General features: G+C 45.0%; 10 protein-coding genes. All 10 read left to right on the top strand.

Going from position 1 to position 15,256, the window contains the following annotated elements:
- Nucleotides 1–41 precede the first annotated feature (41 nt).
- The 10 genes from xylA to BM367_RS00505 all read left to right on the top strand — a co-directional run bounded on the left by xylA (nt 42) and on the right by BM367_RS00505 (nt 15,244).
- Nucleotides 42–1,370 carry a xylose isomerase gene (gene xylA / locus BM367_RS00550; protein WP_092456228.1) on the top strand — a complete coding sequence of 443 codons (1,329 nt, stop codon included), beginning with the start codon at nt 42–44 and terminating at the stop codon, nt 1,368–1,370.
- Between the two features lie 13 nt (nt 1,371–1,383).
- Entirely contained in the window at nt 1,384–3,348 is a 1,965-nt protein-coding gene (locus BM367_RS00545) for a sialate O-acetylesterase (RefSeq protein ID WP_222842541.1), read from the top strand.
- A 4-nt stretch (nt 3,349–3,352) separates the two neighbouring features.
- Nucleotides 3,353–4,735 carry a glucuronyl esterase domain-containing protein gene (locus tag BM367_RS00540; protein WP_222842540.1) on the top strand — a complete coding sequence of 461 codons (1,383 nt, stop codon included), beginning with the start codon at nt 3,353–3,355 and terminating at the stop codon, nt 4,733–4,735.
- 131 nt (nt 4,736–4,866) lie between these two features.
- The gene (locus tag BM367_RS00535; protein WP_222842539.1) at nt 4,867–7,770 is read left to right on the top strand and encodes a glycosyl hydrolase 115 family protein; all 2,904 of its coding nucleotides are present in this window, start codon (nt 4,867–4,869) and stop codon (nt 7,768–7,770) included.
- Between the two features lie 44 nt (nt 7,771–7,814).
- Nucleotides 7,815–8,348 (top strand): hypothetical protein, encoded by a 534-nt coding sequence (locus BM367_RS00530; RefSeq protein WP_092456221.1) that lies wholly within the window; start codon nt 7,815–7,817, stop codon nt 8,346–8,348.
- A 339-nt stretch (nt 8,349–8,687) separates the two neighbouring features.
- Nucleotides 8,688–9,182, top strand: coding sequence for a hypothetical protein (locus BM367_RS00525; RefSeq protein ID WP_222842538.1), 495 nt, complete (start codon nt 8,688–8,690; stop codon nt 9,180–9,182).
- 153 nt (nt 9,183–9,335) lie between these two features.
- The gene (locus BM367_RS00520; RefSeq protein WP_092460838.1) at nt 9,336–11,828 is read left to right on the top strand and encodes an SLBB domain-containing protein; all 2,493 of its coding nucleotides are present in this window, start codon (nt 9,336–9,338) and stop codon (nt 11,826–11,828) included.
- 60 nt (nt 11,829–11,888) lie between these two features.
- Entirely contained in the window at nt 11,889–12,239 is a 351-nt protein-coding gene (locus tag BM367_RS00515; protein ID WP_092456215.1) for an endonuclease domain-containing protein, read from the top strand.
- 282 nt (nt 12,240–12,521) lie between these two features.
- Nucleotides 12,522–13,604, top strand: coding sequence for a Wzz/FepE/Etk N-terminal domain-containing protein (locus tag BM367_RS00510; protein WP_092456213.1), 1,083 nt, complete (start codon nt 12,522–12,524; stop codon nt 13,602–13,604).
- A 92-nt stretch (nt 13,605–13,696) separates the two neighbouring features.
- A complete protein-coding gene (locus BM367_RS00505; RefSeq protein ID WP_092456210.1) occupies nt 13,697–15,244 on the top strand; it encodes a lipid II flippase MurJ in 1,548 nt (515 codons plus the stop codon).
- Nucleotides 15,245–15,256: the final 12 nt, after the last annotated feature.

The raw sequence follows: 15,256 nt of genomic DNA, 5'->3' as shown, positions 1-15,256 counted from the left end.
GTTTGGTAAACAAATTTTTTCATCACAAAATATCATCAGCTATGAACGTATTAATCGGTGAAAAAGAGTATTTCAAAGGCATTTCACAAATCAAGTATGAAGGTCCGGAAAGCGATAACCTGCTGGCCTTTCACTGGTATGATGAAAACCGGGTGGTGCGGGGCAAGACCATGAAAGAACATTTTCGATTTGCCTGTGCATATTGGCATTCGTTCTGCAACACCGGTGCCGATCCCTTTGGTGTGGGCACGCACGATTTTGCATGGAATCAGAATCCGGATCCTATCCAGCGAGCAAAAGACAAAATGGATGCGGCTTTTGAGTTCATGACCAAAATGAATCTGCCATTTTATTGTTTTCACGATGTGGATGTGGTGGATTTTACCGATGATATCCGGGAAAATGAACGCCGGCTGCAACAGATCGTGGAATATGCAAAACAGAAACAACAAGCCAGCGGTATTCAGCTGTTGTGGGGCACGGCCAATTTGTTTTCCCACAAACGATATATGAATGGAGCCGCTACCAATCCGGATTTTCTTGTGCTGGCGCATGCGGCGGCTCAGGTGAAAGCTGCCCTGGATGCCACGATTTATCTGGGTGGGGCCAATTATGTGTTCTGGGGCGGAAGGGAAGGATACATGAGTTTGCTCAACACCAACATGAAACGCGAGCGAGAACATTTTGCGATGTTTTTGCATAAGGCACGTGATTATGCGCGCAGCCAGGGTTTCAAAGGAAATTTCTTCATTGAACCCAAACCTTGTGAACCCACCAAACACCAGTATGATTACGATGCGGCCACGGTGATTGGCTTTTTGCGTGAGTTTGATCTGATGCAGGATTTCAAATTGAATATTGAAGTGAATCACGCCACGCTGGCGGGCCATACGTTTACGCACGAGCTGCAGGTGGCTGCCGATGCGGGTTTGCTGGGTTCCATTGATGCCAATCGGGGCGATTATCAAAACGGCTGGGATACCGATCAGTTTCCCAACAACATCAACGAGCTGGTAGAAGCTATGCTGGTGATCCTTGAAGCAGGTGGCTTGCAGGGAGGTGGCGTGAATTTCGATGCCAAGCGCCGGAGAAATTCGACCGATGCGGAAGATTTGTTCTATGCCCATATCTGCGGGATGGATGCTTTTGCGCGGGCGCTGCTGATTGCCGATCGGATCCTCGAAGATGGCCGCTATCAGGCATTCAGGCGCCAGCGCTATGCTTCGTTCGATGAGGGATTGGGAAAGCAGTTTGAAGAAGGAAAGGTTTCACTCGAGCAATTGCGCGATTATGCCATCAGCCAGGGAGAGCCACGTCAGATAAGTGGTCGGCAGGAATGGCTGGAATTGCTTATCAATCGGTTTATTTGAAAGCTATGCGATGATGAAAAAACGATGGATGCTGATGTTTGCCATGGGCTTGCTGGTGCAGCAGGCCGTGGCTCAGGTGCGCCTGCCCCGGATCATCAGCGACGGCATGGTGTTGCAACGCAACGATAGCGCCCGCATCTGGGGCTGGGCATCGCCACATGAACAGATTCGGTTGATGTTTTTGCAGCATACTTATCGCACGCAGGCTGATGATCAGGGCCATTGGCAGATTCGTCTGATACCAGCTCCGGCCGGTGGGCCTTATGCCATGGAAATCGACGGGAAAAACCATATCACCCTGCATGATATTTACATTGGTGATGTTTGGCTATGTTCCGGCCAGTCGAACATGCAACTGCCCATGCGGCGCGTGCAGCCGCGTTATGCCCATTTGATAGCACAGGTACATCAACCGGAAATCCGCCAGTTCCTGGTGCCTATGCAAATGAATTTTCAGCGTCCGGATACCGATCTATCATCGGGCAGCTGGTTGCCGGCTAATGACTGGACCGTGCTGGATTTCAGCGCCACGGCTTATTTTTTTGCCCGAGCCCTCTATGAAAAATACCATGTGCCGATCGGGCTTATCAATGCCAGCGTGGGAGGCACACCCATCCAGGCCTGGATGAGTCGCTATGCGCTTAAGGATTTCCCACAGGAGCTCGAAACGGCCGATCATTATGCCGATCCACATTTTGTTGACAGCATCATCCGCAACAACTGGCAGCATACAGCCAGCTGGATGGAACCAGCCTGGGCACACGACAGTGGCTGGCAGGCTTTGCATCCCTGGTATGAAAAACTGCCGCAGGCCGACATGAACCTGTGGCAACCCGTGCAGGTGCCGGGTTTCTGGACGGCGCCACAGTGGCGGGATTTCTATGGTATTGTGTGGTTGAAAAAAACATTTTATATCCCGGCCGAATTACTGGCCCGCTGGGAAAAACAGCATGTGCCCGTTACCTTATGGATGGGCAGACTGGTGGATGCCGATTATACCTATCTGAATGGTGCTTTCGTGGGGAATATCACCTATCAGTATCCGCCCCGCATCTATCCCGTGGCGGGCGACCTGCTGAAACCGGGTGAGAATGAAATCACTGTCAGGCTTATGCATCAGTCGGGCATGCCCTGGGGTTTCGTCCCCGATAAAATCTATGCGTTGGTCGCCGGCAACGACACAATCTCTTTGCGAGGAACCTGGTCTTACCGTGTGGGCGTGCGGATGCCCGTCATGCAGGGACAGGTATTCATTCAATATCAGCCCACCGGCCTTTTCAACGGCATGATCGAGCCCCTGTTGCTCTACACCATACGCGGTGCCATCTGGTATCAGGGCGAATCCAATACGGCCCATCCGGAAAACTATGCCGACCTGTTCATGCATATGATCCGTGACTGGCGCGAGAAATGGCAGGAGGGCGATTTTCCTTTCCTGTTTGTGCAGCTACCCAATTATGGTTTTCCGGCAAAAGATCCTAATCAGTGGAGCGGCTGGGCCATGCTCAGGGCTGCGCAGGCTGAGGCTTTGAGGTTACCACAAACGGGTATGGCCGTAACCATTGATATTGGCGAATGGAATGATGTCCATCCGTTGGATAAAAAAGATGTCGGTGAAAGACTGGCGCTGGTGGCGGAAAAAGTGGTTTTTGGCATGGAGAACACCTCTCCCGGGCCGGAATGTGTGGGCATGGAGGTGAAAAACCATCATGTCATACTCAAGTTTCGCAACGTGGGAAAAGGCCTGCAGGCAAAACAAGGACCTGCACTGCATGAATTTCAGATTGCGGGCAACGACCATCATTTCGTGTGGGCTCATGCCCGTATAATCTCGGACAATGAGGTGGAAGTTTGGAGCGATGCGGTGGATCGGCCGGTGGAGGTGCGCTATGCCTGGAGTGATAGCCCGGTGCATCCCAACCTGTATAATAGTGATGGATTACCCGCTGTGCCATTTCATATCCACATCACGCATTAAAACCATGAGAAGGCATTTTCATCTACTGATGTTTTCGGCCGCGACCTGGGCAGCCATAGCCGGGTCCGCACGTGCGCAGCAGGTGATGGATTCGGCCAGGCTCCAAGCATTTCGGGAACAACAGCAGCGCCTCTATCAGGCTTCCGTGCAGGACCGTCAGCTCATGCTGGCTCAGCTGGGCATTGATTCGTTGCGACCGGGTTATGATCCCAACCCTGGTTCTAAGTATCCGCCCAATACCGACGAGTCGAAGGCCAATCCCTACACCCACCTGCCCGATCCATTGATTTGCCATGATGGTGAAAGAGTTACCACCCCCGCACAATGGTGGCAGAAGCGACGTCCAGAAATCGTGGCCGCTTTCGATACCTGCATTTATGGCCGCGTGCCCCCGCATGCCCCAACTGTAACCTGGCGTGTGGTGGAGGAGAAGCAGGACACCCAATGGCAGATACCCGTCATCACCAGGCAAGTGATCGGGTATGTGGATTCCTCGCTCGACACGGCTATTCATGTCCACATCCAGCTCACGCTCACCCTGCCGGCTCATATCACGCGACCTGTGCCGGTGATGATGGAATTTGGCTTCGTGTTCCCGCCCGGATTTCGATTGCCCGCCTTCATGCGCGACAGTTCCACTCCCTGGCAAAAGCTGGTGCTTGAGCAGGGCTGGGGATATGCCATCCTGAACCCTACGTCGGTGCAGGAGGATAACGGAGCGGGACTCACCCGGGGCATCATCGGCTTGTGCAACCGGGGCCAGCCCCGCAAGCCTTACGACTGGGGAGCGCTGCGCGCCTGGGCCTGGGGCGCCAGCCGGGCACTGGATTATCTGGAAACCCTGCCGGAGGTTAATGCCCACGAAGTGGGTATTGAAGGCGTTTCGCGCTATGGCAAGGCCGCCCTGGTGACCATGGCCTATGATCAGCGTTTTGCCATTGCCCTGATTGGCTCTTCCGGTAAGGGAGGCGCCACGCTTTACCGGCGCGATTTTGGCGAGGGCATGGGCAACCTGGCCAGTGCCGCCGAATACCATTGGTTTTGTGGCAATTTCCTGAAATACGATGGCCCGCTCACGGCCAACGACCTGCCGGTGGATGCCCATGAACTCATTGCCCTTTGTGCACCACGTCCGGTGTTCATCAGCGAGGGATCGCCTGAAGTGGAGGGCAACTGGGTAGATGATCGCGGACAGTTTATGGCCGAAGTGGCCGCTGGTCCGGTGTATCGTTTGTTAGGCAAAAAAGACCTGGGCACTACCAAAATGCCGCCCATGGGTACGGTGCTGATCAGCGGCGACCTGGCCTTTCGTCAGCATTTCGGCGGCCATACCGATGGACCCAACTGGCCCTATTTCATTGCTTTTGCCAAAAAATATTTTCATTGAGATGCCATGAGAATCGGGCGTACGTTATGTCAAACGCAGGGTAGCATTTGTGGCGCTGTTTAACCAATGGCATTCGTGCAGCGGAGCGGTTAATCCCAAGCATTTCATCCAAACAAAAACGGAAATAAACGATGGCTTTTATCCAATCCAAACAATCGTTAATGCCAGGCAACAGAAAACATTTAACCTGCATCGGATGGATATGGATGGTGTTGTTAGTTGCCATCCAGGCCCGAGCACAGTACCAGCTGGTGACTACGCGCGATCGTCAGGCTTTTCGGATTGCCGATACCCGAAGCGTATGCAGCATTTATGTGGACACGACAGAAGATTTTCTGGTACGTAAAGCGGCAGCCTGGTTGCAGGGTGATATTGAAAAGGTTACGGGTAAAAAGCCGGCATTGATTCATGATATCCGTCAGGCCCGCGGGAATCTGATTTTATTGGGCTCATTGGAACATTCTGCGGCACTTCGGTTGCTGCTTCAACGTAGGCTATTGAACTATCAGTCTATCCGTCACCACTGGGAAGCCTTTCAGGTAAGCATGCTATCCCATCCTTTTCCTCATGTTGAGAAGGTGCTGGTGATTGCGGGCAGCGACAGGAGAGGAACGGCTTATGGCGCTCTTACGCTTTCTCGCAGCATTGGCGTGTCGCCGTGGTACTGGTGGGCCGACGTGCCGGTGAAGCATCATTCCATACTGTATGTACGACTTCAGGCTCCTCTGGTTGACTCGCCCCGGGTGAAGTATCGAGGCATTTTCCTGAATGATGAAGCCCCCGCGCTCTCGGGTTGGGTGCACGAAAAATTTGGCAATTTCAATCATCTATTCTACGAAAAAGTGTTTGAGCTCATCCTGCGCCTGCGCGGGAATTACCTGTGGCCGGCTATGTGGGCCAATGCTTTTAATCTGGATGATACTTTAAATCCCGTCATGGCTAATCAATATGGCATTGTGATGGGCACGTCACACCATGAGCCCATGATGCGATCCCAGCAGGAATGGATTCGCCTGGGGCATGGACCGTGGAATTATCAAACAAACGACAGCGTGTTAAGGGCGTTCTGGCGTCAGGGTATTGAGCACATGGATCATCATGAAAGTATTGTTACCATCGGCATGCGGGGCAATGGCGATATGCCGATGAGCGACACAGCTAATATTGCTTTGTTAGAAAAAATCGTCCATGATCAACGCCAGATTATTGCTGAAGTTACGGGTAAACCCGCTTCTGAAACCCCGCAGGATTGGGCATTGTACAAAGAAGTACAGGAATATTACGATCGGGGCATGCGCGTACCCGACGATGTGACGCTGTTGTTTTCCGATGACAACTGGGGCAATATCCGCCGGCTCCCGGAATTAAAAGATAGCAATCGACTGGGTGGATATGGCGTGTACTATCATTTTGATTATGTGGGCGACCCAAGAAATTATAAGTGGATTAACACCAACCAGATTGAACGCGTATGGGAACAAATGCATCTGGCTTATGCCTATCATGCCCGCCGCATCTGGATTGTGAATGTGGGCGATTTGAAACCTATGGAATTTCCCATCAGCTTTTTCCTGGATTATGCCTGGAATCCTGAGCAGTGGCCAGCTTCACGCTTACCCGATTACTATCGGCAATGGGCTGCCGAACAGTTTAATGACAGCCTCTCCGCTCCGGTAGCCTATTTCCTGGCGCAATACACCAAATTCAATTCCCGTCGCAAACCCGAGTTAATCACGCCTTTTACTTATAGCCTGCAACATTATCAGGAAGCCGATCGGGTGGTACGTGCTTATCAGCAGTTGGCCGATAGTGCACAAAAGGTGTATCAGCGGCTCGACAGCATCTATCGCGATGCTTATTACCAGCTGGTGTTATATCCCGTGCTGGCTTCAGCAAACTTGAATGCCCTGTATGTAACGGTGGGCAAGAATCGCCTGTATGCTTTGCAGGGCCGGGCTGCCACGAATCAACTGGCCGATAGTGCAAAGGCATTGTATGCACGCGATAGCCTGCTGTCTTACACCTACAATCATATCATGGCGCATGGGAAATGGAATCACATGATGGATCAGTCGCACATTGGATATATTTACTGGCAGGAACCGGGAAGAAATTATAGGCCCATCACGGCCACCGTACAGTTGCCTGACCGGGCAAAAATGGGAGTGGATGTAACCGGTGGTCCATCTTATGATCCACATGATCAACAAACCATTTTTCAGCTTCCCACATGTTCACCATTTCAAACAGACACTCCTTTGTACATAGATATCTACAACAAAGGATTTCAGCCCTTTCATGTACACCTGCATGCTACATCACCTTGGGTATTATTATCTACTTCCGATGCGTATATAACTGATCAACAACGGATCGAGATTCGGGTGAACTGGCAACAAGCACCTGAAGGCTGGGATACAAGCTGGATCCATATTTTGGCTTCCACTCATCAAGCAGCGCATGTAAAAATCATTACCTTCAAACCCGATACAACATGGCTGCAACATCAACAAGGATTTATTGAAAGCAATGGCTATGTTTCCATCGAAGCCCCGCATGTCACGCGCATTGTGAATGACGCTGAAGCGCACTGGATTGAGATTCCCAATCTGGGTCGTACATCTTCAGCTATGACCATCATGCCCGTAACGGCCAGTCCTATATCCGCAGATGAAGCACATGCTCATCTGGAATACAACATGCTGCTCTTCGATACCGGAAAAGCGAAAGTTACCGTATATCTTTCGCCTACATTACCCTTCCATAAAAAAGGTCTGAGATATGCTGTAGCATTTGATGAGGATACTCCGCAAATCGTAAACATGAATGCCGATCACTCAGATCAGGCATGGGCACAACAGGTGAGCGATAACATCAATAGGCAGACAACCTTTCACTATATTCATCATGCCGGCTGGCATAAGTTGAAATTCTGGGTTGTGGATCCTGGTGTGGTATTGCAAAAAATAGTAGTGGATATGGGAGGTGAACAATCCAGCTATCTCGGTCCGCCTGAGAGTTACAGATATCCATAAATTTTCCGTTAATTTGCCGGTCAATTAAAATACCCTCCGCTCAAATGGCAAATAACGTTGGTATTGGTACACGCGTAAAACATCCTACCTATGGTGAAGGTGTAATCTTTAAGCAGGATCTGGTTTATTATCACATCATGTTTCCAGGAAAAGGTGCTGTGGAGATTGCGAAAAATTATGACGGACTGGAAGTCATCGAAGCCGTCAATCAAGATGAATCCTATATCACCCGTGAATATCTGGAAAACATCATTCGGCAAACGATTGAAGAATACACGGACATTATCACGCTTGTGCCACTGGGCAATAAATGGATAAAAGGCAAATTAATTTTACAACCTTCAGATGAGCAATTAAAGCCCAAAGAAATTCCCATTGAAGTGTTTTTCCACAAAATCGTAATGCTGCGCGATAGATTGCGCGTATTGGAACAAAAAATCAACAGCCATAAAGGATTAAGTGAAGAAGAAAAAATTGATCTGCAGCAATACATTACCCGATGCTATGGCTCGCTGACTACTTTCAATGTTTTGTTCCGCGATAAAAAAGACTGGTTTGTAGGAGAAGGCGAGGGATAGCAGAATTTGATATAAAATTTGTTTACATTCGTGCATCCGTCGTGATCTTGCATTCTCTGCACCTACACAAGTAAAGCCCGCCGGGTTTCCTGGTTTCCAACATTTATAGGTTTTTGTCTGCATCAACAAAGAAATTTTTTTGGCAGAGAATGGGTCGTTCTATAATTTTGAAACAAATTTGAGTAAGTTAATTACTCGTTGTCAGTTCTTCCCTGTGACTGACGTGGCGAAGCCATGCATATAAAGAATCTTTTTAAACGTTGATTTCTGGTATTTATTGTATTTGAGTTGTCGACCTTGTTAGACTCATTTATTTCATCACAGACGCGGCTCAAATTGTTGTTACGCTTATTTCTGAACCCCGCTTCAGAGGGTTATTTGCGGGGAATGGCCGAAGAATTTCATCAAAGTACCAATGCTATTCGTGTAGAGCTGAATCGATTTGAGGAAGCGGGTATGCTGGTATCGGAAACACGTGGCAACAAAAAAATATATCGTGCTAATACAGCTCATCCGCTTTATCCGGATATTCGGAATATTCTGATGAAATACGTAGGACTCGATCAGGTCTTAAAAGAGGTTATTGAAAGAATTGGAAGATTGGAAAAAGTATATCTTGCCGGCGATTATGCAGTGGGCAAGGATTCGGGAATTATTGATTTGATATTTGTGGGGAAAATAGATAAAAGTTATTTGATGAAGTTAATTGACAGGGCAGAGAAAATGATTCATCGCAAAATCCGATTTTTGAACTACGATGAAGAAGAATGGAAGCAAAATCATCGATCTGTTCCGGATCGGGAGAAATTTCTGTTGTTGTGGGAGAAAGAATAAATGAAAGAAATTGCAGTTTGGTTCATTATTTGGAGCAAAGCGGAAAATCTGCTATGTATCAGATTTCTTTGTATCCTGTTTTTCTTTGCCAAATGATTGGTATGAGTTGAAAATCTATACATGTTTATTCTGATTTCATTTAAACATAAATTCATGTTACGTTTTCTCCGGCATATAGCAGCAATTTGTCTGTGCCTTGGATTATTCATGCATAGTTTTGCACAAAATCTGCCTTCGGGTGCAGTTCCTATGAATTTGGGCAACGTGCAGGTTGATCAACTCAGCGATGAGCAGGTCCGACAATTTATGCTGCAGGCCCAGCAGAGTGGATTGAGCGATGCTCAAATTGCTCAGATGGCACTAGCTCGAGGCATGAGTACTACTGAACTCCAGAAATTGCAGGCTCGCATTGCACGTATCCGAGCTCAGGATAGCCTGCAGCTACAATCGCTTCGTCAAGCAGGCCTTCAAGATACGGGTTTGCATCGGTTTGGTTATGTAAGCGGCGATACCACATCGGTAGCCAGACTTATGCATGCTTTGGATGCACTTCGTCCACATATATTTGGAGAAGAATTGTTTCGCAATCCCAATCTCACCTTCGAACCCGATTTGAATATTCCTACACCCAAGAATTATCAGGTCGGTCCCGGTGATGAAATCGTAATTGATATTTATGGCTATTCGGAAGCGAGTTACCGGTTAATTGTTAGCAAGGAAGGTTCTATTAACATTCCTTACATTGGGATTGTGTATGTGAATGGGCTGACCATTGATGAAGCGGCTCAACGCATCAAATCGAAATTATCTACTGTCTATTCCACCATTGCAACAGGCAAAACATCCGTGCAGGTAAGCATTGGTCGGATTCGCAGCATTAAGGTTACGCTCTTGGGTGAAATCACTCAACCAGGCACTTACACACTGCCTTCGCTGGCCACGGTATTCAACGCGCTCTATGCCAGCGGTGGCCCTACGCCCAACGGCTCTTTTCGGGATATTGAAGTGATTCGCAACAACAAGGTCATTGATACGGTTGACGTGTATGATTTCTTGATGAAAGGCGACCAAAGCAAAAATATTCGTCTCCAGGATCAGGATGTGATTCGTGTACCGGTATATCAAACTCATGTGCTGATTACCGGTCAGATTAAAAGGCCGGGTATTTATGAGTTAAAACCTCAAGAAACGTTATCTGATTTGTTACATTATGCAGGTGGATTTACAGATAGCGCTTACACTGCAAGTATCAAGGCTGTTCAGCTTACGCCCACACAGAAAAAAGTAACCGACATTCCTGCCAATCAGTATGTCGTTTTTCAACCACAAAATGGAGATCAATATTATGTTTCCAGCATTTTAGATCGTTATTTAAATCGGGTTATCATTCAAGGTGCTGTATATAGGCCGGGTACATTTGCGTTGACGCAGGGTTTGACGCTGAAACAATTGATTGAAAAAGCCGATGGCTTACGGGAAGATGCATTTTTGCCGAGAGGCTATATTGTGCGGTTAAATCCGGATCTTACCACTTCAATCGTACAATTCAATGTGGCTAATATTATGAATGGGACAGATCCCGATATAACCCTTCAGCGCGAGGATGTCGTGCAGATTTATTCCATCTTTGATTTGCGCGATCAATATACGGTTTCAATTGAAGGAGCTGTTCGCAATCCGGGTACTTATCGGTATGCAGATAGTATGACACTGGAAGACTTAATCATGCAGGCAGGTGGATTTCAGGAAGGGGCTACTCCCCGAAAAATTGAAGTAGCGCGCCGGGTGAAGAACAGCAATCCTCTTTCTGATTCTGCCCGATTAGCCCAGGTATTTGAAGTAAGCGTTAACCGTGATTTTTCCCTGAAAGCACGCCAATTTATCTTGCAGCCCTTTGATGTGGTGGTGGTGAGGCTGGAACCAGGCTATGAAGTGCAAAAACAAGTACGTATTGAAGGAGAAGTCCTATATCCGGGAATATATACCCTTACCTCCCGCAATGAAAGAATTTCAGATTTGATCAAACGTGCAGGTGGACTCACGGCTTTTGCTTATCCGGAAGGAGCTTCGCTCAGGCGGCCCTACAAAAATCTCGCTGATACCAGTCTTACTCCACAGGAACGCATGAATATCCTCGCCAGGCTGCAGGGAGGCATTACAACTGATAGCACGAGCAGGTTAGAACAAATGGAAATGCTCCAACGCCCCCGCAATGAATTGGTGGGTATTGAATTGAAAGAGATTTTACAACATCCTGGTTCAAAGTATGATCTGATCCTGAAAGAAGGCGATGTGATTACGATTCCTTCTGAATTGCAAACCGTGCAGATTAATGGAGAAGTACTGTATCCTTCTTCTACGCCTTTTGAAAAAGGCAGGGGAGTAAAATATTACATTTCACGTGCAGGTGGTTTTTCATTGAATGCAAAGAAAAACAGAGTGTATGTGTTGTATGCGAATGGATTTGTGAAAGGCACCGGTCATTTTCTTTTTATTCGTGATTATCCCAAGGTAGAGCCTGGAGCACAAATTTTTGTGCCGCGCAAACCAGAACGGCAAAAAGTTACTGTCGGAGAAGTATTTGGATTTACGTCCAGCGTGGTTTCCCTTACAGCAGCTATTCTGGCTATTGTGAGGCTGTTGTGAGTTATGTTTTTCGTTCCCTCTCTACCATGCAGAGAAGGGGCAGGGCAGTAAGTGATCCATATGAACAGACGCAAAATAATACTGTTAGCGCGTGAACTCAGGAAGAAGCAAACGCCCAAAGAGAAGCTTTTGTGGGAAGAATTAAGAAATCGAAAATTAAATAATCTAAAGTTTTTACGTCAGCATCCTATTGTTTATGAAAATGATCTTCGCAAAGGATTACGATTCTTCATTGCTGATTTTTATTGTGCCGAAAAGCGATTGGTTATTGAGCTCGATGGGAAAGTACACGATTTTCAAAAAGCGTATGATGAAAACAGGGATTTAATTTTAAAACAATTAAACTTGCGTGTGCTGAGAATTAAAAATGATGAGCTAAAGAATATTGAAGAAGTAAAAGAAAAATATTGAGTTTGTGACTCACCCCTCTTATTCCCCCCTCTACTTGGTAGAGAGGGGATGGGGGAGAGTAGAATATAAACGCATCCATTTAGTCCTCTTTCTGTATATATTTTATTTATGCAGAGGGAGGAGAGAAGGGTTGAAGAAACTCACCCCTTTGGTCCCCCTCTCTACCAAGTAGAGAGGGGGTAGGGGGAGAGTGAAAAACTCACCCAATTCATTCCCCTCTCTACTTGGTAGAGAGGGGATAGGGAAGAGTGAAACAATTTTTCCATCCATAACGCATTTCATATGACTGAAACACATCGCCCCATTCCTGTGGAGGATGAGATTTCGATTAAAGACCTCATTCTTAAATTCAGAGAATGGATACAATACTTGCGTAGTAAATGGCTGATTCTGCTGATCTGTGGTATTGTGGGGGCTGCACTGGGACTGGTTTATTCACTGGTTAGCAGACCCAAATATATCGCCACCCTTACCTTTGCATTGGAAGAAAATAGCAGCAATGATTTGCTTTCTTCTTATGCGGGTCTGGCAAGCCAGTTTGGGTTTAATTTAGGCAGCTCGGGAGGGGTGTTTTCTGAAGATAATATCATGCAGTTGATGCAATCGCGGTTAATGATTACCCGCACTTTGCTCGATACCATATATGATGCACGAGGACGTATGATGAGTTTGGCCGATTACTATATCGACATGAACCATCTTCGGCGATCATGGAAAAAGAATCATCATATTCCGGTTGATCTTTCTTTTCCAGCAGGTATTTCCGCTGATTCATTGACCTATATCCAGGATAGCCTGATGGGTAAATTTTGTGAATCTATTGTCAAAAATTATTTAGATATTGAAAAATCTACCAAAGAAGGAAGCATCATTTCAGTTACCTGCACGGCTCCCGATGAATTATTTGCTAAAACATTTGCCGATGATCTGGTCAAACATGTGTCGTTGTTTTATATTCAAACCAAAACCAAACGGGCAGCATCGAATCTAAATGTGATTCAGGCGCGGTTGGACTCAGTCCGTCAGGCTTATCATGCAGCGCTGTATGGCACCGCAGTGAGTACCGATCAGAACCTCAATCCTGCCCGGGCTATTGTGAGTGTACCTACTATTACCAAACAAACTCAAGCACAGATATTGGGTGCGGAATATGCCGAGCTGGTAAAAAACCTGGAAATCGCCAGGATGACGCTGTTACAGGAAACTCCATTGATTCAAATTATTGATAGACCTATATTGCCATTGAAGGAGAGGAAAGTGGGGAAATTAAAAGGATTGGTGCTTGGTGGTTTTATAGGTGGCGTTATAGCGATATTTATTTTAATGATCAGAAAAACATATCAAGACATCACAAAAGATATATAAGATTTAATTCTTTTTTTCTTAATAAGGCAAAGAATGAAGATCTTATAGAAAGAATAGAATGAATAAGTCCTGCTTTATTGAATCTTCCGGATATGAAATTGTTTTTCAAAGCTGAGGGATACAAAAAAGGTGTTGCTTATTCCATTCTTTTTAGCTCGATTGCTAAAATAATTGCATTTCTCAATATAGCGTTAATAGCGTATTATTTTGGTACTAATGGTGATTCTGATGTTTATTATTTTGTCTTAACCACCATACAATTAATTAGTTACCTGATATCCGTAATGGAATCTACTGTTATTGTTCCGGAATTAATCCGCTTACGGGAACAAGAAGGCCATTTTCAATCCATGAGGTTTGTAAATCATTTCATAAAGATTTATTTAATCATTGGATCAATCCTGACAATAATAATGCTTTTTAATCCAGTATTTGTTTTTTCTCATTTTTCAGGTTTCAAATCTGAATTACTTTTGGCTAATAAGTATCTTCTATATGGATCGCCCATACTTCTATTGTTAATTATTTTATCAAATTTACTGTCGGAGGTACTCTCCTCTTACATGTACTTTACCACGCCAATGATAGTAAATATGATAAATAGTATCATATCTATCCTATTTTTAATAATTCTGCATCGTCATCTTGGCATCATATCAGCTTTGATGGGGCTGATTATCGGATATATAGTGAATATTGTACTTTTGCTTGCTCAGCTTATATATGTAATACACTGGAGATTTGATTTTAGTAAATATAAATTATCCCCTTTAGTAAAAAAGAATTTATTTTATGCGCATATAGGTAATATTTTGGGTTTTGCTTATAATTATGTAGGATTGTATCTACTCAGTTTTTTAGGTACTGGTGTGGTAAGTGCTATGAGTTATGGAAGAAAGCTTAGTGATGTACCTAATCATGTTATTTCCGGACAATTCTCATCAGTTTTGGGTATTAAGTTTAATAATGAGTTTGCAAGAGATGATAAGAATTCTTTAAATGAAACTTTTGTTACAGGATTAAAGGTATTGTTATTTTTTGTCATTCCAGTTTCAATTTTGGGATTTATTTTATCTGATGATATAATTTCTATTTTACTTCGACGGGGTGAATTTAATTTTTTATCTGTAAAGCAATCTTCTATGTTTTTTAAATACCTTATTCTTTGCTTACCTTTTTTTAGTATTAATACAGTTATGTCACGTTTATTTATGGCTATACAACGTCTTTCCTTTTCTACAATCATTCTTGCTGTATTTTCAGTTTCAAATATTATCCTAGCTTACTTTCTCATTAAATTTTATAAAGAATATGGTTATCCTTTTTCTTATATTCTTTCATATCTGATTATGATATTTTCATATTTTTATATTACCAAGAAATATTTAAAATATATTGGTTATAATGAGGTTCTAATTTATTTTATCAAGATTACATGCGTTAATATTTTAGTTGCTTTTCTTTCATATTTAATTTCTTTCCATTTATTTGATGGTAAATTTATTCGTATTTTATTTTTATCTATTATAGATGTTATTTCTCTTATCTTATTGAATGATATTTTCGTGTTAAATTATGATATTCGATTTATATTCAGGAATTTTCTTCATCGTATATATTCTTCTGTTATTTTAAAATAAATTCAGATTTTA

Source organism: Thermoflavifilum thermophilum (assembly GCF_900116565.1).
GTDB lineage: Bacteria > Bacteroidota > Bacteroidia > Chitinophagales > Chitinophagaceae > Thermoflavifilum > Thermoflavifilum thermophilum.
Note: the sequence above shows the minus strand (reverse complement) of the source record. Positions and strands in the feature narration are given on the sequence as shown.